Annotated in this window: 22 protein-coding genes and 4 tRNA genes; 4 read left to right on the top strand and 22 right to left on the bottom strand. The window is 65.0% G+C overall.

The genetic code is table 11. The features are described from left to right. Nucleotides 1–10: 10 nt before the first annotated feature. From J7573_RS10775 to J7573_RS10755, 5 genes are read right to left on the bottom strand one after another with little or no spacing between them, the layout of a single operon-like run. On the bottom strand, nt 11–841 hold the full coding sequence (locus tag J7573_RS10775; RefSeq protein WP_294334490.1) for a DUF2797 domain-containing protein: 831 nt from the start codon (nt 839–841) through the stop codon (nt 11–13). Continuing rightward, complete coding sequence (locus J7573_RS10770; RefSeq protein ID WP_016485539.1) at nt 838–1098, bottom strand: DUF1315 family protein; 261 nt, start codon at nt 1096–1098, stop codon at nt 838–840. The genes J7573_RS10775 and J7573_RS10770 overlap by 4 nt, the downstream gene beginning before the upstream one ends. A 13-nt stretch (nt 1099–1111) precedes the next feature. Beyond that, the gene (locus J7573_RS10765) at nt 1112–1990 is read right to left on the bottom strand and encodes a rhomboid family intramembrane serine protease (protein WP_294334481.1); all 879 of its coding nucleotides are present in this window, start codon (nt 1988–1990) and stop codon (nt 1112–1114) included. Then, nucleotides 1987–2958, bottom strand: a complete 972-nt coding sequence (locus J7573_RS10760) for a metallophosphoesterase (RefSeq protein ID WP_294334479.1) — start codon at nt 2956–2958, stop codon at nt 1987–1989. The genes J7573_RS10765 and J7573_RS10760 overlap by 4 nt, the downstream gene beginning before the upstream one ends. Beyond that, nucleotides 2958–3848, bottom strand: a complete 891-nt coding sequence (locus tag J7573_RS10755) for an NAD(+) kinase (protein ID WP_027919132.1) — start codon at nt 3846–3848, stop codon at nt 2958–2960. Before J7573_RS10755 ends, J7573_RS10760 begins: the two co-directional genes overlap by 1 nt. A gap of 44 nt (nt 3849–3892) precedes the next feature. Between J7573_RS10755 and J7573_RS10750 the strand changes: the two genes are divergently transcribed. Both J7573_RS10750 and cybB read left to right on the top strand, forming a co-directional pair. Further along, the gene (locus J7573_RS10750) at nt 3893–4918 is read left to right on the top strand and encodes a DUF1853 family protein (protein WP_294334477.1); all 1026 of its coding nucleotides are present in this window, start codon (nt 3893–3895) and stop codon (nt 4916–4918) included. Between the two features lie 56 nt (nt 4919–4974). Then, nucleotides 4975–5520: a cytochrome b561 gene (gene cybB, locus J7573_RS10745; RefSeq protein WP_294334475.1), complete on the top strand. Its 546-nt coding sequence runs from the start codon at nt 4975–4977 to the stop codon at nt 5518–5520. On the opposite strand, the gene J7573_RS10740 is transcribed toward cybB, so the two are convergent. After that, nucleotides 5511–6395: a pyridoxal-phosphate dependent enzyme gene (locus J7573_RS10740; protein ID WP_294334474.1), complete on the bottom strand. Its 885-nt coding sequence runs from the start codon at nt 6393–6395 to the stop codon at nt 5511–5513. The two genes, cybB and J7573_RS10740, sit on opposite strands and share 10 nt — an antisense overlap. 137 nt (nt 6396–6532) lie before the next feature. Next, nucleotides 6533–8569 carry an NADPH-dependent 2,4-dienoyl-CoA reductase gene (locus J7573_RS10735; protein WP_294334472.1) on the bottom strand — a complete coding sequence of 679 codons (2037 nt, stop codon included), beginning with the start codon at nt 8567–8569 and terminating at the stop codon, nt 6533–6535. 185 nt (nt 8570–8754) lie between these two features. Between J7573_RS10735 and J7573_RS10730 the strand changes: the two genes are divergently transcribed. After that, nucleotides 8755–9873: a nitrilase-related carbon-nitrogen hydrolase gene (locus tag J7573_RS10730; protein WP_294334596.1), complete on the top strand. Its 1119-nt coding sequence runs from the start codon at nt 8755–8757 to the stop codon at nt 9871–9873. A 4-nt stretch (nt 9874–9877) separates the two neighbouring features. Next, nucleotides 9878–10918 carry an AraC family transcriptional regulator gene (locus tag J7573_RS10725; RefSeq protein ID WP_294334470.1) on the top strand — a complete coding sequence of 347 codons (1041 nt, stop codon included), beginning with the start codon at nt 9878–9880 and terminating at the stop codon, nt 10916–10918. 224 nt (nt 10919–11142) lie between these two features. Here the strand turns inward: J7573_RS10725 and J7573_RS10720 are convergent, their stop codons facing one another. The 15 genes from J7573_RS10720 to J7573_RS10650 form a co-directional block, all read right to left on the bottom strand. Further along, nucleotides 11143–11958: a DUF2242 domain-containing protein gene (locus tag J7573_RS10720; RefSeq protein WP_294334469.1), complete on the bottom strand. Its 816-nt coding sequence runs from the start codon at nt 11956–11958 to the stop codon at nt 11143–11145. A gap of 189 nt (nt 11959–12147) precedes the next feature. Then, nucleotides 12148–12224 (bottom strand) — tRNA-Asp (locus J7573_RS10715). Nucleotides 12225–12364: 140 nt separating this feature from the next. Then, nucleotides 12365–12441: transfer RNA gene (locus J7573_RS10710), tRNA-Asp, on the bottom strand. A 99-nt stretch (nt 12442–12540) separates the two neighbouring features. Next, nucleotides 12541–12617 (bottom strand) — tRNA-Asp (locus J7573_RS10705). Between the two features lie 67 nt (nt 12618–12684). Next, nucleotides 12685–12760 (bottom strand) — tRNA-Val (locus tag J7573_RS10700). A 148-nt stretch (nt 12761–12908) separates the two neighbouring features. Further along, entirely contained in the window at nt 12909–13679 is a 771-nt protein-coding gene (locus tag J7573_RS10695; RefSeq protein WP_165837365.1) for an SDR family oxidoreductase, read from the bottom strand. Further along, a complete protein-coding gene (locus tag J7573_RS10690; protein WP_294334466.1) occupies nt 13679–14890 on the bottom strand; it encodes an O-succinylhomoserine sulfhydrylase in 1212 nt (403 codons plus the stop codon). The genes J7573_RS10695 and J7573_RS10690 overlap by 1 nt, the downstream gene beginning before the upstream one ends. A 15-nt stretch (nt 14891–14905) precedes the next feature. Beyond that, on the bottom strand, nt 14906–16411 hold the full coding sequence (gene purF, locus J7573_RS10685) for an amidophosphoribosyltransferase (RefSeq protein WP_110638363.1): 1506 nt from the start codon (nt 16409–16411) through the stop codon (nt 14906–14908). 42 nt (nt 16412–16453) lie between these two features. Then, nucleotides 16454–17011, bottom strand: a complete 558-nt coding sequence (locus J7573_RS10680) for a CvpA family protein (RefSeq protein ID WP_103449739.1) — start codon at nt 17009–17011, stop codon at nt 16454–16456. Between the two features lie 181 nt (nt 17012–17192). Beyond that, on the bottom strand, nt 17193–17876 hold the full coding sequence (locus tag J7573_RS10675; protein WP_294334463.1) for an SPOR domain-containing protein: 684 nt from the start codon (nt 17874–17876) through the stop codon (nt 17193–17195). A gap of 4 nt (nt 17877–17880) precedes the next feature. Continuing rightward, entirely contained in the window at nt 17881–19167 is a 1287-nt protein-coding gene (folC, locus tag J7573_RS10670; protein ID WP_294334461.1) for a bifunctional tetrahydrofolate synthase/dihydrofolate synthase, read from the bottom strand. Then, nucleotides 19167–20060: an acetyl-CoA carboxylase, carboxyltransferase subunit beta gene (gene accD, locus J7573_RS10665; protein WP_103449736.1), complete on the bottom strand. Its 894-nt coding sequence runs from the start codon at nt 20058–20060 to the stop codon at nt 19167–19169. The genes folC and accD overlap by 1 nt, the downstream gene beginning before the upstream one ends. Before the next feature lie 222 nt (nt 20061–20282). Then, complete coding sequence (locus tag J7573_RS10660; protein ID WP_294334457.1) at nt 20283–20903, bottom strand: phosphoribosylanthranilate isomerase; 621 nt, start codon at nt 20901–20903, stop codon at nt 20283–20285. Nucleotides 20904–20963: 60 nt separating this feature from the next. Then, nucleotides 20964–21818 (bottom strand): tRNA pseudouridine(38-40) synthase TruA, encoded by an 855-nt coding sequence (gene truA, locus J7573_RS10655; RefSeq protein WP_294334455.1) that lies wholly within the window; start codon nt 21816–21818, stop codon nt 20964–20966. Nucleotides 21819–21916: 98 nt separating this feature from the next. After that, nucleotides 21917–24631 carry a FimV/HubP family polar landmark protein gene (locus J7573_RS10650; RefSeq protein WP_294334453.1) on the bottom strand — a complete coding sequence of 905 codons (2715 nt, stop codon included), beginning with the start codon at nt 24629–24631 and terminating at the stop codon, nt 21917–21919. Nucleotides 24632–24679: the final 48 nt, after the last annotated feature.

Below are 24679 nucleotides of genomic sequence, written 5' to 3'. Positions count from 1 at the left end.
CAGGTCCTTTTTACTGGAGCACGGCCAACTGGTAGGCCGTGTACTTGCGAATATTGATCACGCCGGTGTCGAAGATCAGGTACTGGCCCTTGATGCCCAGCAGCGTGCCTTCGGCCACCGGGTCCTTGTCGAGGTTGAAGCTGACGATCTTCTTCGGATAGGCCTCGACCGGGTAACGCATTTCCACCACTTCGGCGTCAGGCAGTGGCTGGATCGCCTGCAGGCCAAAGCGGCCCTGCAGCGCGCGCAGGCCGTCGGCGCAGGCGTCGAAAATCTGATCGCGGATGGCGGGCAGGTCGAGCACTTCGGCGTCGCCCTTGAGCAGCGTGCGCCAGTTGGTGCGGTCCGGTACCTGGCTGCGCAGGATGTCTTCGACCAGGCCCGATTGCTGGCGGGTGGCCACGCGCATGATCGGCAGCGCCTGGCTGGCGCCCTGGTCGAGCCAGCGGGTGGGCAGCTGGGTGGCCCGGGTGATGCCGACCTTGATCCCCGACGAGTTGGCCAGGTACACCACATGGTCGGTCATGCAGAACTGCTCGCCCCAGGACGGTTCGCGGCAGGTGCCGGCGTCGTAGTGGCATTTTTCCGGGGCCATGATGCACACGTCGCACTGGGCCAGCTTGGTCATGCACGGGTAGCAGTAACCCTGACTGAAGCTGGTCTTGGTGCGTTTGCCGCAATGGCTGCAGTGAATCGCGCCGAGGTATTCCAGGCGCAGGCGCTGGCCGATCAGCGGGTTGACCGGCACCTGGGTGTCATCCAGACGGAAGCTGTATTGCACCACGGGTGCCTGCAGGCTGACCGCCATCTTGCTCAAAGAGCCACGAGCGAGTTCGATCAATGTACCGAGTCCGACTTGAACAGAATGTTGGCGATGGGTGCCGACTTCGACGCGCATTCCTGCGGGCCCATGTAACCGGTGCGCTGCTCTTCGGGCAGGTTCTTCATCTCCCAGGCGATCACCGCCTGCAGCGACAGTTCTTTCTGCTCGGCGGTGAGCTTGCGCCCGTCCGACCATTTGCCGATTTCCACGGCCAGTTTCAGGCTCTCGTAGATTTCCGGGGTAATGTTTTCGATCATTTGCGCGAAAGTGGACATAGTGTCTCCTGATTCAAGCCGACAGTTTACGCCGGGCCAGCGCCCCGCCCAAGAGCCCGGTCAGGCATCCGATGAGCAGCCCGCCGACGTGGGCGGCGTTGGCGATCTGGCCGAAGCCGAGCTGGCCGACCACGCCGGTCAGGCAGATCACCAGCCAGATCAGCATCATCACCAGCACGCCCTTGGGCAGGTTGAAGTGAGGGTTGGGCGCCAGCCACTGGTACAGCCAGACGTGGCCGAGCAAGCCGTAGAGCACCCCGGACAGGCCGCCGAACAGACTCGGGCCACTGGTGTAGTGCTGGGCCAGGTTGGACACCAGGCTGAACAGCAGGGTCAGGCCCAGCAGCAGCCAGGGGCCCTGGCGCAGTTCGATGCGCTTGCCCAGCTCCCAGTACCACAAGCCGTTCATCGCCAGGTGCAGCACGCCAAAGTGCAGCAGCATGGGCGACACCAGGCGCCACCACTGGCCTTCGGCGAGGCCCTGGGCCAGCGGGGTGAAATGCAGGTACTCACCCTGGACGCGGAAGTCGAGGAAGGTGAACCAGCTGATGGCGTTGAGGTTGTCGCCCAGGCTGGTGAGGCCGGCGACGACCAGGCACAGGACCAGGATGGTGGCGGTGACCTTGCAGGCTTTGGCCTGGTCGGCCAGGGAGGGGGCTTTCGCGGGCACGCCCGCTCCCACAGGGTCCGGCGCAAGCTGCACGTCGGCGTTACCGTCGGGGAAGCGCTGGTACAGCTCGCGCACGTCGGCAACCAGGGTGTCGGGGGCCCAGAGCACTTGCTCCTCGCCTTCCTCGCTGACCCGGTGCGGTACCTGCAGGCGCTGCAGCAGGTGGACGAAGCCGCTGAGGTCGACCGACAGCGGCAGGCGCATCACTTCGATGATTTTCATTGATTGGCCTGAGGGCGTTCGACGTCGACCCAGACGAACTTGTGCGGGTCGATGCGGGTTTCATCATCCAGCCGGTAGGCCGCCAGCTTGCCATACAGCACCGCGCTGTAGTCCAGGCAGGCCAGGTTGGCGCGGATCGGCGCCGGGCGGCCGCTGCGCCAGTAGTGGCCGACGAACAGCAACGGTTCGTCCTCGGCGTAACGCAGCAGGGCATTCTTTTCGGTATGGCTGAGTGGCGTGCGGGCAACGTCGTCGGGCAGCGCATCAGGCTGGAAGACGATGTCGCCGTAGGTCTGCGGGTCTTCTTCCCAGAACTTGGTGCGGAAGAAGGCGCGGGTCAGGCCGTCGCCGCCGGTCAGGGTCAGGCCGTCCGGCAGGCGCATGTCGGTGCCGCGCAGCAGGCGGTTGCACACGGTGGCGGCAAAGCTGCCGGACACCGCCGACGCCTGGATGAAATGCTCGTCGATGCGCCCGCCGGGGTATTGCTGGCGCAGCGGTTCGATCAGCCGCGGGTCCCAGCAGGCATGCACCAGGCGGAAGCGCCCGGCGTCGACGAACAATGGCATGTCGTAGAACCACTGCACGAAGTCGTGCCAGTCGCCGGGGTGGTGGGCGAACTGGGTCAGGGTCTCGTCGATCAGCCGGGCGTGGCGCGGGGTATGTTCGCGCACGAACGACTTGCCGCTGCCGGGCAGCGCCGGGGTGACCCAGCCCAGGGCGTTGTACTCGTGGTTGCCCATGATGCAGAACGCCTGGCCGGCTTCGACCATGTCATGCACGATGTGCAGCGCCTCGCGGATGCGCGGGCCACGGTCGACGATGTCGCCAAGGAACAGGGCCTGGCGCCGCGGGTGACGCCAGACGCCGCCGACACGTTTGTAGCCGAGGGCGTCGAGCAGGCGTTCGAGGGTCAGTGCACAACCGTGCACGTCGCCGATGATGTCGAAACTGCGCGCCGGATCGAGCATCAGTCGTCCCTGCCTCCCAGGCGGCTGCCCCAGCCGAGTTTGGTGCGACACACCTCATAGTAGTTGTGGTCGAGCGGGTGGATCAGGCGCAGCTTCTGCGGCTTCTTGCTCACCGTGATGGTGTCGCCCGGGGCGCAGGTAAAGTGGTTCTGGCCGTCGCAGGACACCTGCGGGTAGATCTGCAGGTCCTTGGACACCACGATCTTCAGCTCGCTGTTGCCGTCGACCACGATCGGCCGCCCCGACAGGGTGTGCGGGTACATCGGCACGATGACGATGGCGTCGAGCTTGGGGTGCATGATCGGGCCACCGGCCGACAGCGCGTAGGCAGTGGAACCCGTCGGGGTGGCGACGATCAGGCCGTCGGCCTTCTGGCTGCAGACGAACTGGCCGTCGATGTAGATCTCGAACTCGATCATCCGCGTCGACTTGCCCGGGTGCAGGACCACGTCGTTGAGCGCATCGCCCTGGCCGATGGCTTCGTGATGGCGGCGCACCTCAGCCTGCAGCAGGAAGCGGTTTTCCACCAGGTAGTGGCCGTCGAGCACCTCGGCGACCTTCTGCTCCAGCTCGTCCGGGCGGATGTCGGTGAGGAAGCCCAGGTTGCCACGGTTGATGCCCAGTACCGGCACATTGTGCCGGGCCAGGGCACGGGCGGCGCCGAGCAGGCTGCCGTCGCCACCGACCACGATGACCAGGTCACAGACCTCGCCGAGCAGTTTGCGCGTGGAGGTTTGCAGGCCGTGGCCGGGCAGCACTTCGGCGATGGTGTCCTCGAGGATCACGTGCAGGTGGCGCTCGAGGAGGAATTTTTTCAGTCGGCGAATGGTGTCGAGCACCTGCGAGCTGCCAAGGCGGCCGATGATACCGATATTGCGAAATTGCTCCATGGGGCTCCTGCGAGGCTCTGCGGCGGGGTGACGATGTCGCGATTATGGGCGAAACGACCGGGCAGCGGCAAACCGGCTATGCTCGCAGCATGATGCCATTTGCCGAGCTCCATGAGCTGCACCGCCGCTTGCACTGCCCTGCCGTGCGCGACCTGGCCTGGACCCTGCTGTCGCCCGCGCTGCTGAGCGCCCCGCCCTGCCCCCAGCGCCATCCGCTGGCGGGCAGCGGCTGGGCGGGCGATCCGCAACGCCTGCACGACTGGTTGTGTGCACTGGATGCGCATGACCTGCCCTTGCGCGACTGGTTGGCAAGGATCACCAGCCGGCGCCTGGGGCTGTACTACGAAGGTCTGTGGCAATTCGCCCTGGCGCACGCGCCCGGGGTCGAGCTGCTGGCGTCCAACCTGGCGATTCGTGCAGGTGGGCGGACCCTGGGCGAGCTGGACATTCTGCTGCGTGATGGCCAAGGCACCCATCATCTGGAGCTGGCCATCAAGCTGTACCTGGGGCCGACCGAGGACGACGGCCGCGACCCGGCGCACTGGCTCGGGCCTGGGTGCCACGATCGGCTCGGCAGCAAGCTGGCACACCTGGCCGGGCACCAGCTGCCCATGTCGGCAGACGCGCAGAGTCGCGAAGCACTGGCCGCCATAGGGGTCGACCAGGTGCAGGCGCACCTGTGGCTGGGCGGCTACCTGTTCTATCCGTGGCCGGGGCACGCCGAGCCGCCGGCGGGGGCCAACCCCCGGCATTTACGCGGGCGCTGGATACGACGGCAGAACTGGGCAGCGGCAGCAGACGAATGCTGGCAACCGCTGCCACGGCATGCCTGGCTGGCGCCGGCGCGGGCAGAGCCAGACGAATGTTGGACCGTGCCGCAGTTCGAGGCCTGGCTGGCTCGGTTGGACGAGCATGCCCCCGCGCAGTTGCTGGTCAGGCTGGAGCCGGATGGCGAAGGGGCCTGGCAGGAAGTCGAACGGGTGTTTCTGGTGGCGGACAGTTGGCCACATTTGCCAGACAACAGAATTTTCACAGATCCAGCGCAAAGATTTGTTTCAAATAGCCATTAGAGTGCTATCTGAGCGCCAGCAAGAGCGCCATTCCGACCTGATGACGAGGACCGATCATGGTTTCATCCACCCCCGCGCCCCATTACGCACGCCTGTCCATCGCCCTGCATTGGCTGATGCTGGTGTTGCTGGCCGCCGTTTACGCCTGTATCGAATTTCGCGGCCTGTTCCCCAAGGACAGCGCTGAACGCAACCTGATGAAAGACCTGCACTTCATGCTCGGCCTGAGTGTGTTCGTGCTGGTCTGGCTGCGCCTGGCCGCGCGCCTGATCTCCCCGGCCCCGCCCATCGTACCCAAGCCGCCGGCTTGGCAGACCGGCCTTGCGCACCTGATGCACCTGGCGCTGTACCTGCTGATGATCGGCCTGCCCCTGGCCGGCTGGCTGATCCTCAGCGCCGCCGACAAGCCAGTGCCATTCTTCGGCCTGGAACTGCCGCACCTGATCGGCGCCGACCCGGACCAGGCCAAGTTCATCAAGGGCTGGCATGAGCGGGTGGCGACTTGGGGTTACTGGCTGATCGGCCTGCATGCCGTGGCCGGGCTGTATCACCACTACGTGCAGCGCGACAACACGCTGCTGCGCATGCTGCCCTACAAGTAACCACGACGGCCCTGCAGGCCGCCGGTGTGCACGAAGATCAGGCGGGTACCGGGCGCGAACAGCCCGGCCCCGACCTGATCGCGCAGGGCCAGCAAGGCCTTGCCGGTATACAGGGCTTCCAGCGGCACGCCAGTGTGCCGTTCGCTGTCGGCGATGAACGCCAGCAACTCATCATCGACTTTTCCAAAGCCACCTCGGCAGGCGTCGTGCAGCCGGTAGCCCTTTGGGCCGGCCAGTGCAGCGACTGTTTCCGGCACGCCGTGATCCATCGGCACCGCCAGGGCACCATGCACCGGGTGTTCCCCTGCCTCGGCAAGGACCAGGCCGGCCAATGTCGTGCCGGTACCTGCCGCCAGCCACCAGGCGTCGTAACCCGACCATCCCTGCGCCGCCAGCTGCGAACGGGCCTGTTCGACGATCAGCGCACACCCCTCGGCGCCGGCCGCCCCGCCACCGCCTTCGGGAATACAGTGCCAGCCCGGATAACGGGCCTGCCAAGGCTCCCAGAAGCTCGGTTCATGGCGTGCCCGATAGCCGCCGTAACCCAGCCAGTGCACTTCCATGCCCAAGGCTTGCAGGTCGCGCACGGTGGGGGTGTCTTGCGGGTGACCGCGCAGCAGGCCGGCGGTGGCGAAGCCGAAGCGCTTGCCAGCGGCGGCCAGGGCATGGAGGTGGTTGGAGTGGTTGCCGCCCAGGCTGATCAGGCCGGGGGTGCCTGCAGCATGGGCATGCTGCAAGTGGTGGCGCAGCTTGAACCACTTGTTGCCGCTGATCAGGGGGTCGATCAGGTCCAGGCGCAGGATGGCGGTTTCTACCTTGGCTTTTGTCAGCCAAGATAGATTCAGGGGCTGTAGTGGGGCTTGAAGTACATGCATGGAGCGGAGTTTATCAGTGAAATCGCCGGGGGCGCTGTGCGCCCCTTTCGCGACACAAGGCCGCTCCTACAAGGGATCGCGTTTTCTGTAGGAGCGGCCTTGTGTCGCGAATGGGCCGCGAAGCGGCCCCGGCGATTTCAAAGTTCAGCGGCCAACCGAGACCCTTGGTTGATCGCCCGCTTGGCATCCAGCTCGGCCGCCACATCGGCGCCACCGATCAGGTGCACCGACTGCCCCGCCGCAACCAGCCCTTCATGCAGCTCGCGCAATGGTTCCTGCCCGGCACAGATCACCACATTGTCGACTGCCAGCACCTGCGGTTCCCCTTCGCCAATGCGAATGTGCAGGCCAGCGTCATCGATCTGCAGGTACTCGACGCTGTTGAGCATCTGCACCTGTTTGTTCTTCAACCCGGTACGGTGAATCCAGCCAGTGGTCTTGCCCAGCCCGTCGCCCACCTTGGATTTCTTGCGCTGCAACAGATACACCTGCCGCGCCGGCGCATGCGGCTCGGCCGTGATCCCGGCAACACCACCGCGTGCCTCCAGGTGGGTATCGATCCCCCACTCTTTCCAGAACGCCTCACGGTCCTGGCTGCTGGCCACGCCCTGATGCACCAGGTACTCGGACACGTCGAAACCGATGCCGCCCGCGCCAATCACCGCGACCGACTTGCCCACCGGCTTGCGTTCCAGCAGCACGTCCAGGTAGCTGAGCACCTTGGCATGCTCGACACCCGGGATGGCCGGGGTACGCGGCGCGATACCGGTGGCCAGGATGATCTCGTCGTAACCGCCACCGACCAGCGCCTGCACATCGACCCGGGTATTCAGGCGCAGATCGACGCCGGTGCTTTTCACCTTGTTGCGGAAATAGCGCAGGGTCTCGTGGAATTCCTCCTTGCCCGGCACTCGCTTGGCCACGTTGAACTGCCCGCCAATCTCGCTGGCACCATCGAACAGCGTCACCTCATGGCCACGCTCGGCCGCCACGGTAGCCGCTGCCAGGCCCGCCGGGCCGGCCCCCACCACGGCGATGCGCTTCACGGCGCGCACCGGCAGGTAGTTGAGCTCGGTCTCATGGCAGGCGCGGGGGTTGACCAGGCAACTGGTCAGCTTGCCACCGAAGGTGTGGTCCAGGCAGGCCTGGTTGCAACCGATGCAGGTGTTGATCTCGTCGGCGCGCCCTTCAGCCGCCTTGTTGACGAAGTCCGCGTCGGCGAGGAACGGTCGGGCCATGGAGACCATGTCGGCATCGCCCTCGGCCAGCACGGCTTCGGCCACTTCCGGGGTATTGATGCGGTTGGTGGTGATCAGCGGAATCTTCACAACGCCGCGCAGCTTGGCGGTGACCTTGCTGAACGCCGCGCGCGGTACCTTGGTGGCGATGGTCGGGATGCGCGCCTCGTGCCAGCCGATGCCGGTGTTGATCAGCGTCGCGCCAGCCTGTTCGATGGCCTTGGCCAGCAGCTCGACTTCATCCCAGGTGCTGCCGCCCTCGACCAGGTCGAGCATCGACAGGCGGAAGATGATGATGAAGTTCGGCCCTACCGCGTCGCGCACACGGGTGACGATCTGCACCGCCAGGCGCATGCGGTTCTCGTAGCTGCCCCCCCAGCGATCGGTGCGGTGGTTGGTGTGGGCGGCGAGGAACTGGTTGATGAAGTAGCCTTCGGACCCCATGATCTCGACGCCATCGTAGCCGGCACGCTGAGCCAGCTCGGCGCAATTGACGAAGTCGGCGATCTGCTTCTCGATGCCCGCTTCATCCAGCTCCTTGGGCTTGAACGGGTTGATCGGTGCCTGGATCGCGCTGGGTGCCACCTGGCGCGGGCTATAGGCGTAGCGCCCGGCATGCAGGATCTGCAGGCAGATCTTGCCCCCGGCCTCATGCACGGCATCGGTGACGATGCGGTGCTTGTCGGCCTCTTCCTCGGTGCTGAGCTTGGCAGCACCGGAATACACGCCACCTTCGTCGTTCGGCGCGATGCCGCCAGTGACCATCAGGCCGACACCACCGCGGGCGCGCTCGGCAAAAAATGCCGCCATGCGTTCGAAACCGCCCGGGCGCTCCTCAAGGCCGGTGTGCATCGAGCCCATCAGGGTGCGGTTGCGCAAGGTGGTGAAGCCCAGGTCGAGCGGGGCCAGCAAATGCGGGTAGCGGTCGGCAGCCATGGTAGGTTCCCCAGGTGGCGTGATCACGGAATGCGGGTACCTCTGCGGGCCCCGTCGTTTATCTGACTGCGACATTAAACAGCCGTTTGAACGCGCTCAATGATCGAAACTGACAACTTATTGATCCTCCCGCGCAGCGGGACTACCCTAAGGAACCCTCGATTCCCAAGGCGCTGTACCGCTTGATGCGAAAACTCCTGGCAGGCGCCCTGGCGCTGGTAATGATCACCGCTCTGTGCGGCTACGTTTTCTGGACCCAACAGCGCCCGGAAGGCCACTACCTTTCCGACCTGCGCATCGAACTGGCGCTCAACCATGGCGTGCCAGGCGAGCATGGCAACCTGCTCGGCATCGAGCCGTTGCTGTTCCCCAGCGACTACCAGAACCTGCAACGCCTGCATCGCAAGCTTTCCGCCTACCTGGAACAGGCGCGCACCCAGGGCCTGGTTGGCCCACGCACGGTCGTGGTGCTGCCCGAACACATCGGCACCTGGCTATGGGCACGTGGCGAGAAGAACGAGCTGTACCAGGTCACCCGCAACCGCGACGCCGAGCAATGGCTGGAGCTGAGCAATCCGCTGCGCTATGGCCTGGCGATGCTGAGCGCCAATGGCGACGATCGGCGCGCAGATGCCCACCTGCGCATGAAAGCCCAGCAGATGGCCAGCGACTACCAGCAACTGTTCGGCGGCCTGGCCAAGGAGTTCGGCGTGACCCTGGTGGCGGGCTCGATCGTGCTGCCCGCCCCGTACGTCGAACAGGGCGTGCTGCACATTGGCCACGGGCCGCTGTTCAACAGCAGCCTGGTATTCGCCGCCGATGGCTCACCGCTGGGCCAACCGCAACACCAGCAATACCCCGACAGCGAAACACGGCGCTACATCCACCACGGCCGGCATTTCCCGCTGCAGGTGCTGCAGACCCCCGCCGGGCGTCTCGGCGTGCTGATCGGCAGCGACAGCTGGTACCCCGAGAACCAGCGCCAGTTGCAGCAACAGCAGGTCCAGTTGATCGCCAACCCGGTGTTTCTCAGCGGCAAAGGCAGCTGGGATGAACCCTGGCGCGGCAATCGCCACCAGGACGCCGCTGCCGAGCTGCCACTGCAACGCGGCGAAGTCAGCGAGCAGGCCGCCTGGCAACGCCTGACCCAGGCCGCAGGTGACGGCGTCAGCAGCATGAGCGTGTTCATGCGTGGGCAGTTCTGGGAACAGGGCAGCGACGGTCAGGGCTTTGCCCATCAGTCAGGTGAGCTGCTGGCGGGGCCTCCCAGCCACGGTGCGCGCCTGCTGAACCTGTGGCTGTAGGCACATGAGCCGCCCCCGCGTGCGCCTGGGCGACCTGTCGGTGGGCTTCGTCCAGCCTCTGGCCGAAGCCCTGCGCGAGCAAGGTCATGATCCGGCTTCGCTATTGCAGCAATACGGGCTAGATGCCGCACGCCTGGCCGAAGCTGGCGCGCGCCTGTCGATTCCGCGCTACATGCACCTTGGGCATGCGGCCATCGCGCTGTGTGGCGAGCCAGCGCTGGGCCTGCGCATGGGGCGCCTCAGTCGCCTGGCCCAGGCCGGGCTGGCCGGCGTCACGGCAGCCCAGGCCCCTACCCTGGGCGAGGCGGCACGTACCCTGCTGCGCTTCGAGCCCCTGTACGCCGCCAACTACCGTGGCCACTCCAGCTACCAGGAAGACGCCCAGGGCGCGTGGCTTCGTTTCTACTCGATCAGCCCCTACAACGACTACAACCGTTTTGTGGTCGATTCGCTGCTGGCCGGCTGGCTGGCGCAGCTCGCCGCGCTGGCTGGCGCCCCCTTGCAGGCCGAGCGCCTGGAAGTCGAATTCGATGCGCCCGAATACGCCGCCGGGTACCAGCCCCTTTGCACCACACCCGTGCAGTTCGGCGCCAGCGCCAACCGCGTGCGGCTGAGCCGCAGCACCCTTGAGCAGGCCAACCCGCAGCACTGCCCGAGCACTTTCGGCCACCTGCTACAGCTGTGCGAAGCGGAAATGCTCCAGCGCACCCGGGTGCGCAGCCTGGGCGAGCGCATTACCCACTTGCTCGGCCCGTTGCTCAATGGCGGCCGCGAGCCTGACCTCGAAGAAGTGGCGTTGCACCTGCAACTGCCCACCTGGACACTGCGGCGCAAACTGGCTGAAGAAGGCACACGCTTTCGCGACCTGCTCAACGACACGCGACGCGACCTTGCCGAAGCCTATATCCGCGATACGGAGCTGGCCTTTGGCGAGATCGCCTATCTGTTGGGGTTTGCATCGGCAGAGGCCTTCCAGCGCGCATTCAAGCGCTGGACGGGCGTTACGCCGGGGGAGTTTCGCCGCAGCCAGCGGCGGGCAGGTTAAAGCTCTGTGGCGTCGTCTGCCGGTTCTGGCGGATCCAGTTCGTAAGCCTGAAACTCGAGCAGCTCTTCCTGATAGTCATCCATCGCCCTGCGTCCTCTTCTCATTTGTCTTCGTTGGTCATGTCTTCAACCTAAGCGGGTCGGGTGAAGGAATGATGACAAGCTCATGAGTGGTAAACGTAGCAGGTGTTCTGGAACTTATCGCCGCTCATCTGTTACAGCGAATTAAAGCGACGACGGTGCAGGCTGCGCGTCCTGCTGCACCTGAATCGGGGCGGCTTCCGCTGGCGGCGCCACCGGTTGCGAGCTCTGACTGTCATCGACCACCGGTTTGGCCGCAGCTTCACTGGCAGGTGCAAGCGCCGCAGGCGCGGGCGTGGCGTCAACCCGTGGCGCAGCCACTGGCGCTGCGACAGCTGGCGCCGCCGAGGCCTGCTCCGGCAAGCCCAGGTCCGGCGCTGGCTTCTCGGGCTTGGACACAGGCGCTTCGACCTTGGCCTTGGCGACCTTCTTCGGCTTCGGCAGGAAACTTTCGACCAGGGCGAAGTAACGGTCGTAGAACTGTGACGCCGTCACCGTCTCGCTGGCGACCTTGACCATCGAGTCATCGCTTGAGCCGATCGGCATCGACACCGAGCCGAGCACGCCGACACCCAAGCTGGCCGAGCTGTTGGACTTCTTCAGGCTGTAACGGTCCTGCAGCGCGTTGGCGAACATGGTCGAACGCTTGTCGTCGTTGACGTCCGGCGCACAGGTCACGTTGAAGCTGATCTGCAGGTGGTTTTCGCTATTCTGCTGGAAGCTCTTGTTGCCCATCACCTGGTTGGCGCCACTGCTGGTGATGATGTAGCCCTGGCTGAGCAACGCACGGCGAGCCGCTTCGCAGGAACCGGCGTCGGTCACCGGGAAGCTGCGCGAGTAGGTCCCCGAGTCGTCGAAGTTTTCGTGCTCGTAGACGGCGGCTTTCTTCGAAGAGCAACCGGTCACGCCCGCCAGCACCAGGGCCAGCCCGAGCGCACCAAAGACGGATGATCTGGTCATTGCGAATTCCGGGTAAGTCAAAAGATGCCTATTGTGCATCACTGCAGGCAGGCACAGGAACCGTTGATCGGTGAAGAGTCTGTCAGGATCGTGTAAATCCGGTCACCGGCATGGCCCAGAAACGAAAAAAGCGACCCGAAGGTCGCTTTCTCGTTGCTTCAAGGCGTTCAAGGGGCCTTGAGGCGAAGATGGCGCAGCGGACGGGACTCGAACCCGCGACCCCCGGCGTGACAGGCCGGTATTCTAACCGACTGAACTACCGCTGCGTATCATTCAGGCTTTCGCCCGATTGAAACCTGGGTCTACCCTTCCGGCGCGATGGCCTCAGGGCAGGCACAAAAAAAGCGACATCTAATCGCTTCATTTGTGTTTGCTTCAAGGTGTTCTAGGGACCTCGAAACGAAGATGGCGCAGCGGACGGGACTCGAACCCGCGACCCCCGGCGTGACAGGCCGGTATTCTAACCGACTGAACTACCGCTGCGTATCGTTCAGGCTTGCGCCCGATTGAAACTGGGATCAGCCTCAGGCATTTTGCCTTCGACTTCAGACCGGTGCCAGGCACCCATCTGTTACTGAAAAATGGCGCAGCGGACGGGACTCGAACCCGCGACCCCCGGCGTGACAGGCCGGTATTCTAACCGACTGAACTACCGCTGCGCAGTGCGTTTCTCTCCGGCTATCGACTTCACAAGAAGTGTCCAGCGCTAGAAACAATCTCAGGAAGTGGTGGGTGATGACGGGATCGAACCGCCGACCCTCTGCTTGTAAGGCAGATGCTCTCCCGGCTGAGCTAATCACCCTCGCGATGTTGCTTGTTGCGTTTGCTTCGCTGAGGCCGCGAAATTTACGCAGGTACCGATGCTAAGTCAATAGCCCCGTTGAATTTTTTTCAAAAAAGGCAAAAACGGAAAAGGGACCTTTCGGTCCCCTTCCCTTACAGCAGTCTGCTCAGGTGTAGATCATCTTGCGGGTCATGCCGCCGTCGACCACGAACTCCTGGCCAGTGACGAACCCGGCCTGGCGCGACAGCAGCCAGGCGACCATGGCCGCCACATCCTCCACCGTCCCTACCCTGCCCGTCGGGTGCTGGGCATGGTCGGCCTCGGTCAAGGGCTCGGCACGGCGCTGTGACGGGTCACGGGCATCGATCCAGCCCGGGCTCACCGCATTGACGCGGATCTCCGGCCCCAGGCTCATGGCCAGGGCATGGGTCAAGGCCACCAGGCCGCCCTTGCTCGCCGCGTAGGCCTCGGTGTCCGGTTCGGACTGCCGGGCACGGGTCGAGGTCAGGTTGACGATTGCGCCATTGTGCGCACGCAGGTACGGCGCACAATGCTTGGCCAGCAACATCGGCCCATTGAGGTTGACCGCCAGCACCCGGTTCCACTGCGCCAGGCTCAGGCTTTCCAGGGTCTGGTTGTGCGGGTTGGCAATCGCCGCGTTGCACACCAGGGCATCGAGGCGCCCGAACTGGCCGAGCACTTCCGATACCCCGGCACTGACCTGGGCCTCGTCGGCCACATCCATGGTGATGAACCAGGCGTTTTCGCCCAGGGCCTTGGCTACCTTGGCACCGCGCTGGCGGTCAAGGTCGCTGAGCACCACTTGCCAACCTTCGCAGATCAGCCAGGCGGCAATGCCCAGGCCGATGCCGCGAGCGGCACCGGTAACCAGGGCAACCCGACCGTTATGGCCTGGTACACCGCCGCGGATTTCCATCACAGAGCTGCCAGTCCACGGGCGAGGTCCGCCTGCAGGTCAGCCACGTCTTCCAGGCCCACGGCAACCCGGATCAGGCTGTCGCGGATGCCCGCAGCCTCACGCTCCTGCGCCGTCAGACGGCCGTGGGAGGTGGTGGCCGGGTGGGCGATGGTGGTCTTGCTGTCGCCGAGGTTGGTGGTGATCGAGATCACCCGGGTCGCGTCGATGAAGCGCCAGGCGCCCTCTTTGCCACCTTTGACCTCAAAGCTGACCACCGCACCGAAGCCGCTCATCTGGCGCTTGGCCAGTTCGTGCTGCGGGTGGCTCGGCAAGCCGGCGTAATGCACCTTCTCCACGCCCTCCTGCTGCTCCAGCCATTCAGCCAGGATCTGGGCGCTCTCGCAGTGCGCACGCATGCGCAGCTTGAGGGTCTCCAGGCCCTTGGTGAAGATCCAGGCGTTGAACGGGCTGAGGGTCGGCCCGGCAGTACGCAGGAAGCCCACCACTTCTTTCATCTGCTCGGCACGGCCGGCGACTACGCCACCCATGCAACGGCCCTGGCCGTCGATGAACTTGGTGGCTGAGTGGAACACGATGTCGGCTCCCAGCTTGAGCGGCTGCTGCAAGGCCGGGGTGCTGAAGCAGTTGTCCACTACCAGCATGGCACCACGGGCGTGAGCAATTTCAGCCAGCGCAGGAATGTCGACCAACTCGGCCAGCGGGTTGGACGGGGACTCGACGATCAGCAGCTTGGTGTTGTCCTTGATGGCCTTTTCCCAGCCAGCGAGATTGACCAGTGGCACGTAGTCCACCTGCACACCAAAGCGCTTGAAGTACTTCTCGAACAGGCTGATGGTCGAGCCGAATACGCTCTGCGACACCAGCACGTGGTCGCCGGCACTGCACAGCGACATGACCACGGCGAGGATCGCCGCCATGCCGGTGGAGGTACCCACGGCCTGCTCGGCGCCTTCCATGGCCGCCAGGCGCTCTTCGAACGCACGCACGGACGGGTTGGTATAGCGCGAGTAGACGTTGCCCGGCGTTTCGCCGGCAAAGCGCGCAGCGGCATCGGCCGCCGTGCGGAACACATAGCTGGAGGTCAGGAACAGCGCTTCGCTGTGCTCGGCCTCCGGTGTACGGTTTTGACCGGCGCGCACCGCCAGGGTGTCGAAACCGACACCCTCGAGGTCACTGTCCAGTCGTCCGGCATCCCATTGATCCGTCATGCCGTCGCTCCCAAATCAGTTGTTGTAGAGGTCGATGATCGCGCTGACCGCCTGGTTCTTGACCTTGGCCAGGTCGTTACGGGCCTGCTCGATACGGTCGAGGTAGGCTTCGTCGATGTCGCCGGTGACGTATTCACCGTTGAACACCGCGCAATCGAAGTGATCGATCTTGATCTTGCCGCCACCGACCGAGTCGATCAGGTCCGGCAGGTCCTGATAGACCAGCCAGTCGGCGCCGATCAACTCGGCCACCTGTTCGGTGGTACGGTTGTGGGCGATCAGCTCGTGAACACTCGGCATGTCGATGCCGTAGACGTTGGGGTAGCGCACCGCAGGGGCTGCGGAGCAGAAGTAGACGTTCTTGGCGCCGGCTTCGCGGGCCATCTGGATGATCTGCTTGCAGGTGGTGCCGCGCACGATCGAGTCGTCCACCAGCATCACGTTCTTGCCGCGGAATTCCAGCTCGATGGCGTTGAGCTTCTGGCGCACCGACTTCTTGCGGGCGGCCTGGCCAGGCATGATAAAGGTACGGCCGATGTAGCGGTTCTTGACGAAGCCTTCGCGGAATTTCACGCCCAGACGGTTGGCCAGCTCCAGCGCGGCAGTGCGGCTGGTGTCCGGGATCGGGATGACCACGTCGATGTCGTGTTCCGGGCGCTCGCGCATGATCTTGTCGGCGAGTTTTTCACCCATGCGCAGACGGGCCTTGTACACCGAGATACCGTCGATGATCGAGTCCGGACGGGCCAGGTAGACGTGTTCGAAGATGCACGGCTGCAGCTTCGGTGCATCGGCGCACTGCTTGGTGAACAGCTGGCCTTCTTCGGTGATGTACACCGCTTCACCCGGCGCCAGGTCGCGGATCAGGGTAAAGCCGAGCACGTCGAGCGCGACGCTTTCCGAGGCGATCATGTATTCCACGCCTTCGTCGGTGTGACGCTGGCCGAACACCACCGGGCGGATGCCGTTCGGGTCACGGAAGCCGACGATGCCGTAGCCGGTGATCATCGCGACCACTGCGTAACCGCCAACGCAACGGCTGTGCACGTGGGAAACGGCGGCGAACACGTCTTCTTCGGTCGGCTGCAGCTTGCCACGCACGGCCAGCTCATGGGCGAACACGTTCAGCAGCACTTCCGAGTCGGAGTTGGTGTTGACGTGGCGCAGGTCGGACTCGTAGATCTCCTTGGCCAACTGCTCGACGTTGGTCAGGTTACCGTTGTGCGCCAGGGTGATGCCGTACGGCGAGTTGACGTAGAACGGCTGGGCTTCGGCCGAAGTCGAGCTGCCCGCGGTCGGGTAGCGCACGTGACCGATGCCGATGCTGCCGACCAGGCGCTGCATGTGGCGCTGCTGGAAGACGTCACGCACCAGGCCATTATCCTTGCGCAGGAACAACCGGCCGTCGTGGCTGGTCACGATACCGGCAGCGTCCTGGCCGCGGTGCTGGAGGACCGTAAGCGCGTCATACAGCGCCTGATTGACGTTCGACTTACCGACGATACCGACGATGCCACACATGCGACGCAACCCCTACTTTGATGAAACTTGAACGAACAGCACTCAGGGCTTTGCCGGCCCGAGCAACTGCTCCTTGAATGGAAGATCAGCAGGAGCGCTGATCAGCCCACTGGGAGTCCACTGACCGGTGAAACCCAGGATCAGGTTTTTCGACCAGTCAGCGACCAATAGAAACTGTGGTATCAGGCGTGATTCCTGCCACCAGGTGTCTTGTTGCACCGGCCCCAGGCTGAGCAGGCCGACAGCCACCACCACCAGCAAGCCCCCACGCGCGGCACCGAAGGCCATGCCGAGGAAACGATCGGTGCCGGACAGCCCGGTCACGCGGATCAGCTCGCCGATAAGGAAGTTGAGCATGGCCCCCACCAGCAGGGTGGCGACGAAAAGAATGGCGCAGCCGGCGATGGTGCGCATCGACGGCGTCTGGATATAGCTTTCAAGGTACACCGAAAGCGACCCACCGAACATCCAGGCGACCGCCCCTGCAACGATCCAGATGAGCAGGGACAAGGCTTCCTTGACGAAGCCGCGCTTGAGACTGATCAGTGCGGAGACGGCGATGATCGCGATGATCGCCCAATCAACCAGAGTAAAGGCCACGGTGCTGCCTGCAGACGTTTGAGGCGGCGCATTTTATCAGAGCAAAAGGCGGGGAGTAAGCAGAATGTCAGGTGGATCCCCGAGTCAGGTTTTCACGCCTGCGTCGCTCCCACAGGGATTGCGCCAGCTTTAAGCAGGTGACCAGGACAGTTGCTCCTACAGGAACCACACTGACCCGTGCTTAGCCTTTTTCGGGCTGGAAGCGCACCACGAAGCCATTGAGCTTCTGCTGGCGGTTGATCGTTTCACGCAGCTTGTCAGCCTCGGCCCGCTCGATCAACGGCCCGACGTACACCCGGTTCATGCCTCCGGCCGAGCGGATGTAGGCGTTATAGCCCTGGCTGCGCAAGGTCTTCTGCAGGTTCTCGGCGCCGGCCCGGCTGGACAGGCTGGCCAGTTGGATCGACCAACTCACCGGCAGGCCATTGACGTCGATCTTCGACGGCGCAGGCGCTGGCGCAGTTGCCACTGGCGCAGTTGCCACTGGCGCGGCTGGCTTGGCAGCGGGCGCCGGCGTTGGCACTGGCGTCTGCGGCTTGGGCTGGGCTTGCACCTGGGGCTGCGGCTGGGTCTGCGGCGACGGTGTGATCGGCTGGCTTGGCGTCCTCACCGGCGCCGTCGACTCGTTGACCACCACTGGCGGCTGCTCGGGCTCCTCTGGCAGCGGCTGCGGCTCAGGCACCGCTACCTGCTCCACCTTGACCTCCGGCAGGGTCGGCATGGCCGGCGCCTGCGGGGCGTCGACACGCACCTGGCGCATCTCGTCCTGGCGGGTAAACAGCATCGGCAGGAAAATCACCGCCAGCGCCACCAGCACCAACGCACCCACCATGCGCTGTTTCATCCCTTTGTCCAGCACTGCCATCTAGTCACCCCTCCAGGGCCTGCCGCTCCAGCCATTCCAGGGCCTCGGCGACACAGAAAAACGAACCGAACAGCAGAATCTGATCATCCGCCGCCGCCTGCGCGCATTGCCCTTCAAGGGCGGCGTCGACGCTGGCGTAAGACTTCACCGCTGCGCCATGGTTCGTCAAGGCAGCGGCCAGTTCGGCAGCCGGACGGCTACGCGGGGTGTGCAGCGGCGCAACCGCCCAGTCGTCGACCAGGCCGTGCAGCGGCGCGATGACGCCCTGCAGGTCCTTGTCGGCGAGCAGGCCGAACACTGCCAGGCGCCGCCCCTTCAGCGGACGCGCAGCCAGACGCCGGGCCAGGTACTCCGCAGCGTGCGGGTTGTGCCCGACATCCAGCAGCAATTCCACAGCCCTGCCCTGCCAGGTCAGCTGGCGACGATCGAGGCGACCGGTGATGCGGGTGTCGAGCAAGGCCTGACGGATCTGCCCGGCATCCCACGGCAAGCCCATCAGCAGGTAGGCCTGCAGGGCCAGGGTGGCGTTCTCCATTGGCAGGTCGAGCAGTGGCAGATCGTGTAACGCTACCGGCTTGCCGTCTGCTGTGACGCCGCGCCAACCCCAGACACCTTCGCGGCTTGCCAGATCGAAATCACGCCCGCGCAGGAACAGCGGCGCCGACAGATCGGCGGCCTTGTCCAGCAACGGCTGCGGCGGATCGAGATCGCCGCACAGCGCCGGCTTGCCCTGGCGGAAGATGCCGGCCTTCTCGAAGGCCACCAGTTCGCGGGTATCGCCCAGGTAGTCGACATGGTCGACGCCGATGCTGGTCACCAGCGCCAGGTCGGCATCCACCACGTTCACGGTGTCCAGGCGGCCACCGAGGCCCACTTCGAGCACCACGGCATCCAGCTGCGACTGGTAGAACAACCAGAACGCCGCCAGCGTGCCCATCTCGAAGTAGGTCAGGGAAATATCGCCCCGCGCCGCCTCGACGGCGGCGAAGGCCTCGCACAGACGCTCATCGCTGGCTTCCTGGCCATCGATCAGCACCCGCTCGTTGTAACGCAACAGGTGGGGCGAGCTGTACACGCCCACCTTCAGCCCCTGGGCCCGCAACAGCGACGCCACGAAGGCGCAGGTCGAGCCCTTGCCGTTGGTGCCGGTCACCGTGACCACCCGTGGCGCCAGCTTGCCCAGCGCCAGCCGGGCAAGCACCTTCTGCGACCGCTCCAGGCCCATGTCGATGGCCGAAGGGTGCAACTGCTCGAGGTAGGCGAGCCACTCGCCCAGGGATCGTTGTTTCATCACGCGACCGCAGCGACCTCGCGGGCCTGCTCCGGCGTCTCCTGGCCGGTCATCTGCGCCAGCAGGCGAGCCAGACGCGGACGCAGGTCGCCACGGGAGATGATCAGGTCGATGGCGCCGTGCTCCAGCAGGAACTCGCTGCGCTGGAAGCCTTCTGGCAGTTTTTCGCGCACGGTCTGCTCGATCACACGTGGGCCGGCGAAGCCGATCAGGGCCTTCGGCTCACCGACGATGACGTCGCCGAGCATTGCCAGGCTGGCGGAAACGCCGCCGTAGACCGGGTCGGTCAGCACCGAGATGAACGGGATGCCTTCTTCGCGCAGACGCGCCAGCACGGCCGAAGTCTTGGCCATCTGCATCAGCGAGATCAGCGCTTCCTGCATGCGCGCACCGCCGGAGGCGGAGAAGCAGACCATCGGGCAGCGGTTTTCCAGGGCGTAGTTGGCGGCACGCACGAAACGCTCACCGACGATGGCACCCATGGAACCACCCATGAACGAGAACTCGAAGGCGCTGACCACGATCGGCATGCCCATCAGGGTGCCGCTCATGGAGATCAGGGCGTCTTTTTCGCCGGTCTGCTTCTGCGCACCGGCCAGGCGGTCCTTGTACTTCTTGCCGTCACGGAACTTCAGGCGGTCGACCGGCTCCAGCTCGGCACCCAGCTCGGCGCGGCCTTCCGGGTCGAGGAAGATGTCGATGCGGGCACGTGCGCCGATGCGCATGTGGTGGTTACACTTGGGGCAGACATCCAGGGTCTTTTCCAGCTCCGGACGATACAGCACGGCCTCGCAGGCCGGGCACTTGTGCCACAGGCCTTCCGGCACCGAGCTCTTCTTCACCTCGGAACGCATGATCGAAGGGATCAGTTTGTCGACTAACCAGTTGCTCATGCTTTCTTTCTCCAGTATTGGCGGACGGGGACCGGACTGGCCGGCCATGCCCTGCCCTTGAGCTCAAATTCTTCTATGAAACGATGACGGCCCGGCCGCAGGGGCCGCCTGCGTACCGCGCCGTCTTCAATCTGTGTTTTGGCCATGCGGCATGCCGCTGGCCGCCCCGCAGGGCTGCGAAACCTATGGACGATGGCGCGCCGCCAGCCGTCACATCTGCCGTCACGCCTGTTTTACCGCGCGCATGAAGGCTTCGATCTTCGCCGCATCCTTGATGCCCTTGGCCTGCTCGACCCCGCCGCTGACATCCACCGCATACGGGCGCACCTGGGCGATCGCTTGGCCGACGTTGTCGGCCGACAGCCCGCCCGCAAGGATGATCGGCTTGCTCAGCCGCGCTGGCACCAGCGACCAGTCGAAGGCCTCGCCGGTACCGCCAGGCACGCCGGCCACGTAGGTGTCGAGGAGAATGCCGCGGGCGCCGGCATAGTGCTGGCAGGCGGCTTCCAGGTCATCGCCCGGGCGCACGCGCAGGGCCTTGATCCAGGGCCGATGATAACCCTCGCAATCGGCTGGGGTTTCGTCGCCGTGGAACTGTAGCAGGTCCAGCGGCACCACCTCGAGAATCTCGTTCAGTTCGCAACGCGAGGCATTGACGAACAACCCGACCGTGGTCACGAACGGCGGCAGCTCGGCAATGATCGCCCGCGCCTGGCGCACGTCCACGGCACGCGGGCTCTTGGCATAGAAGACGAAACCGATGGCATCGGCCCCCGCCTCGGCGGCGGCCAGCGCGTCTTCGACGCGGGTGATCCCGCAGATCTTGCTGCGAACGTTGCTCATGGACAGCAAACCCTGAGTGAGTGGTGAAAGGCCCGATGGTAGCAAATGACTTGTGACACGTCAGTCGGCCAGCGCTTCGTAACCGGTCAAAAAGTGTGGGCCGATGTAACGCTGTGGCAGCTGGAATTCTTCCGGGTACTCCACCTGCACCAGGTACAGGCCATAAGGATGCGCAGTCACCCCGCCTTCACGGCGGTTACGCCCTTCCAGCACCTCGCGCGCCCACTCAGCCGGGCGCTCGCCGGCACCGATGGTCATCAGCACACCGGCGATGTTGCGCACCATGTGGTGCAGGAAGGCGGTGGCTCGCACGTCCAGCACGATCATCTGGCCATGGCGGGTCACGCGCAGGTGATGGATGTGCTTGATCGGTGACTTGGCCTGGCACTGGCTGGCACGGAAGGCGCTGAAGTCATGGGTGCCGAGCAGGTACTGGGCAGCCTGGGCCATGCGCTCGACGTCCAGCGGGCGGTGGTTCCAGGTCACCTCCTCGGCCAGGTGCGCAGGGCGGATCGGGTCGTTGTAGATCACGTAGCGGTAGCGCCGGGCACAGGCCTTGAAGCGCGCATGGAAGTCCGCCGGCATCGGCCGCGACCAGACCACACTGATGTCGTGGGGCAGGTTGAAATTGGTGCCCAGGGTCCAGGCACGCTCGTCACGCACGGCGCGGGTGTCGAAATGCACGATCTGCCCGCAGCCGTGCACGCCAGCATCGGTGCGCCCGGCGCAGATGACGCTGATCGGCTCGTCGGCCACCTTCGACAGCGCCTGCTCGAGGGCCTGCTGGACGCTGGGCACACCGCTGGCCTGGCGCTGCCAGCCGCGGTAGCGCGAGCCCTTGTATTCCACACCCAGAGCAATGCGGGTGAAGCCTTCGGCGGCCGATTCGGTGGCGGCAGTGTCGATGATGTCCAAGAGCGTGAAACCTGTGGGTGATACGGAATGGCGGGGATTATAACGACAACGGCAGCCCTGTTGGGCTGCCGTCTTGGTTGTTGCTGCCTGAAGCGAAATCAGACCAGACGCGAGAGCATCTCTTCGGCTTCCTGGCGCTGGCCGTCATCACCATCCTTGACCACTTCGTCGAGGATGTCGCGAGCGCCCTGGTGGTCACCCATGTCGATGTAGGCGCGCGCCAGGTCGAGCTTGGTTGCTACTTCGTCGGCACCGGAGAAGAAGTCGAAGTCGAGGTCATCCAGCGGCTCGGGCTCGGCGGCGGCGTCTTCGGCGGTGAAGTGCGACTCCAGCGAAGGCGACTCCAGGCTTTGCGACAGTTTGTCGAGCTCGGCGTTGACGTCGCTCAGCTCCGAAGCAAAGCTCTTGGCTGCCGGCGAGTCGTCATCCAGCGACAGCGACAGGTCGAAGTCTTCCGGCAGTTCCAGCTCGGAAATCGGGTCGAATTCCGGGATGGCGTCGAAGGCTGCCAGTTCGGCGGCAACGTCCACCGGCTCTTCTTCCGCCGCAACCGGGGTAGCCGGAGCAGCCGTTTCGCCACCACCCAGATCGAAATCGGCCAGGTCGAAATCAGCCAGGTCGTCGACGCTCTGCGGCTCGGCCTGGGCCTGGGCCAGCAACGCTTCGAAATCGGCATCGGCATCGGTTTGCGGCTCAACGGCTGGCGGCTCGGCGTCCACCTGCGTTTCGACCAGTGGCGCCTCATCCAGCATCGGCGGCTCGAGCTGATCATCAACCGGCAGATCATCACCCAGGTTCAGGTCGAAGGCGCTGTCCAGGCCGCCATCATCGAGCACCGAGGTCTCGGTGAAAGCCTCGGCGGCGGCTTCAAGCTCAGGCTCAGGTGCCGGCTCTGGCTCGACGACCATCTGCGGCTCAGGTTCTGCTTCAGCTGGTGCCTGCGGTTCGTCCTGGAGCAACTCCTGCACATACTGCTCATCCATTTCGGCGGCCAGTGCCGCAGCACCCACGCCAACGGCGGCGGCGGCAGCGAGGCCCAGCATGGCCGGGTAGCGTTCCTTGAGGCTGTTGACCTGCGCGGCGTTCGCTTCGCTGCCAGGCAGCTTGCGCTCCTGCTCGACGAAGGCGCTGTGGTCGCCCTGGCGAGCGTAGACGTCCATCAGCTTGAGGCGCAGGGTGTCATTCTCCGGCTGCGCCGCCACGGCTGTTTCCAGCAGGTCGGCCGCGTGATTCAGGCGACCACGCGACAGGCTCAGATCAACCTCAGCCAGCAGTTCGGCATTCGGGTCCTGTACCGGCTCGGGCTCGGCAGCCGGGGCCACAGGTGCGGGGGCAGCCGGTTTTTCCGCAGCCACGGCAGCGGCAGCAGAAGCCGCCACCACGGCAGGCGACAGGGTCACGCTCGGCGCGGACACTTCCAGCTCATCGAAGCTGCTCGGCGGCAGGTCGAGATCCGGGCTACGCTCGCCCTCCTCGGCCAGCGCGCGAGCCATGCGCAGGTGTTTTTCCGCTTCTTGCTGGGCCTTGCGCTTGCGCGCCAGCAGCAACAGCAGCAGCAACAGCACGAGGAATGCGGAACCGGCGATCACGCCCAGCAACACAGGGTTGGCCAGCATCTCGTCGATAGCGCCTGGCTGCGCAGGCGCAGGCGCAGCCGCGTCGGCGGGAGCTGCAGCCGGTGCCGTATCGACAGCTGCCGGCGCCGGTGCGACCACAGGCTCGGCCGGGGCCGCTTCTGCCGCAGGGGGCTGCGCAGGGTTCGGCTCACCCGGCAAGGCGCCCGCAGGCGGTGCTTCAGGTGCCGCGCCCTGGGCTTCCAGGCGCGCCAACTGGTCATTCTTCAGCTGGATCAGCTTCTGCAGCTTGTCCATCTGGCTCTGCAGGTCGCTCACCCGGCTCTTCAGTTCGTCGTTGTCACGACGGCTGGTATCCAGGCTCTCCTGGGCCACCGCCAGCTTGTCGCTGATGGCCTTGGCGCTGTTGCCTCCAGCCTGCTTGCCGGGGCTGACCAGGCGCAGGTTGTCGCCCTGGGCGATACGCTCGGGCGCGGCATCGGCGGCAGCGCGGCGGGTGGCATCCAGCTGCCGCGCACGCGGCCCCAGGCGCCGCCCTTCACGCCAGGCCGCGTACTGCTCGGCCACTTCGCGATTGGCTTCGCCCTGGGGAATGCTCTGGGCCTGCTGCTGGTCGGGCAGGCGCAGGACCTGGCCAACTTTCAGCTGGTTGATGTTGTTGCCGATGAAGGCATCCGGGTTGAGCGCCTGGATGGCGATCATGGTCTGCTGCACCGAGCCACCGCCCTGGGTATTGCGGGCGGCGATCTGCCATAGGGTGTCGCGGCGCTTGGTGGTGTAGCTGCCTGCGCTGCTGGTAGCCGGGTTGACATTGGCCGCAGCAGGCTGCTGGCCCTGGGCCTTGGCCTGGTCGAGCAGCACGCTGTAGTCACGCAGCAGGCGACCTTGGGGCCACATGACCTGCACCAGGAACTTGACCACTGTACCGGGCAGTGGCTGGCTGGAGGTAACCCGCAGCACGCTCTTGCCGTTGGGGTTGATCACCGGGGTGAAGGTCAGCTCTTCGAGGTAGCTCGGAAACGCCACCCCGGCCTTGCTGAACTCTTCCGGTGGCGCCAGGCTCGGCGCCACTTCGGCTGCGGTGAGGTCGCGCACGTCGAGCAGTTCGATCTCGGCGTCCAGAGGCTGGTTCTGTGCCGACTTCAATGTCAGTTCACCCAACCCCAGGGCATTCGCCATGCCCGACGTCAGCGCCGACGCTGCCGCCATGGCCAGAACCAGTTTGCGAATTCGAAGCATGACCTCTTCCCTTGTATGAATCGTCCCGAAAACCTGCGTGCGGCGCGG

The organism is Pseudomonas sp. (genome assembly GCF_017744435.1).
Taxonomy (GTDB): Bacteria; Pseudomonadota; Gammaproteobacteria; order Pseudomonadales; family Pseudomonadaceae; genus Aquipseudomonas.
Note: the sequence above shows the minus strand (reverse complement) of the source record. Positions and strands in the feature narration are given on the sequence as shown.

Excerpts from the sequence above, each read along its gene's own strand:
- J7573_RS10750 (WP_294334477.1), top strand. The coding sequence starts at position 3,893 with ATGGGCGAAACGACCGGGCAGCGGCAAACCGGCTATGCTCGCAGCATG.
- J7573_RS10725 (WP_294334470.1), top strand. The coding sequence starts at position 9,878 with ATGAGCCGCCCCCGCGTGCGCCTGGGCGACCTGTCGGTGGGCTTCGTC.
- J7573_RS10735 (WP_294334472.1), bottom strand. The coding sequence starts at position 8,569 with ATGGCTGCCGACCGCTACCCGCATTTGCTGGCCCCGCTCGACCTGGGC.
- J7573_RS10730 (WP_294334596.1), top strand. The coding sequence starts at position 8,755 with ATGCGAAAACTCCTGGCAGGCGCCCTGGCGCTGGTAATGATCACCGCT.
- J7573_RS10770 (WP_016485539.1), bottom strand. The coding sequence starts at position 1,098 with ATGTCCACTTTCGCGCAAATGATCGAAAACATTACCCCGGAAATCTAC.
- J7573_RS10720 (WP_294334469.1), bottom strand. The coding sequence starts at position 11,958 with ATGACCAGATCATCCGTCTTTGGTGCGCTCGGGCTGGCCCTGGTGCTG.
- J7573_RS10675 (WP_294334463.1), bottom strand. The coding sequence starts at position 17,876 with ATGGCAGTGCTGGACAAAGGGATGAAACAGCGCATGGTGGGTGCGTTG.
- folC (WP_294334461.1), bottom strand. The coding sequence starts at position 19,167 with ATGAAACAACGATCCCTGGGCGAGTGGCTCGCCTACCTCGAGCAGTTG.
- J7573_RS10755 (WP_027919132.1), bottom strand. The coding sequence starts at position 3,848 with ATGGAGCAATTTCGCAATATCGGTATCATCGGCCGCCTTGGCAGCTCG.
- purF (WP_110638363.1), bottom strand. The coding sequence starts at position 16,411 with ATGTGTGGCATCGTCGGTATCGTCGGTAAGTCGAACGTCAATCAGGCG.
- accD (WP_103449736.1), bottom strand. The coding sequence starts at position 20,060 with ATGAGCAACTGGTTAGTCGACAAACTGATCCCTTCGATCATGCGTTCC.
- J7573_RS10765 (WP_294334481.1), bottom strand. The coding sequence starts at position 1,990 with ATGAAAATCATCGAAGTGATGCGCCTGCCGCTGTCGGTCGACCTCAGC.
- J7573_RS10690 (WP_294334466.1), bottom strand. The coding sequence starts at position 14,890 with ATGACGGATCAATGGGATGCCGGACGACTGGACAGTGACCTCGAGGGT.
- J7573_RS10695 (WP_165837365.1), bottom strand. The coding sequence starts at position 13,679 with ATGGAAATCCGCGGCGGTGTACCAGGCCATAACGGTCGGGTTGCCCTG.
- J7573_RS10740 (WP_294334474.1), bottom strand. The coding sequence starts at position 6,395 with ATGCATGTACTTCAAGCCCCACTACAGCCCCTGAATCTATCTTGGCTG.
- J7573_RS10660 (WP_294334457.1), bottom strand. The coding sequence starts at position 20,903 with ATGAGCAACGTTCGCAGCAAGATCTGCGGGATCACCCGCGTCGAAGAC.
- cybB (WP_294334475.1), top strand. The coding sequence starts at position 4,975 with ATGGTTTCATCCACCCCCGCGCCCCATTACGCACGCCTGTCCATCGCC.
- J7573_RS10760 (WP_294334479.1), bottom strand. The coding sequence starts at position 2,958 with ATGCTCGATCCGGCGCGCAGTTTCGACATCATCGGCGACGTGCACGGT.
- J7573_RS10650 (WP_294334453.1), bottom strand. The coding sequence starts at position 24,631 with ATGCTTCGAATTCGCAAACTGGTTCTGGCCATGGCGGCAGCGTCGGCG.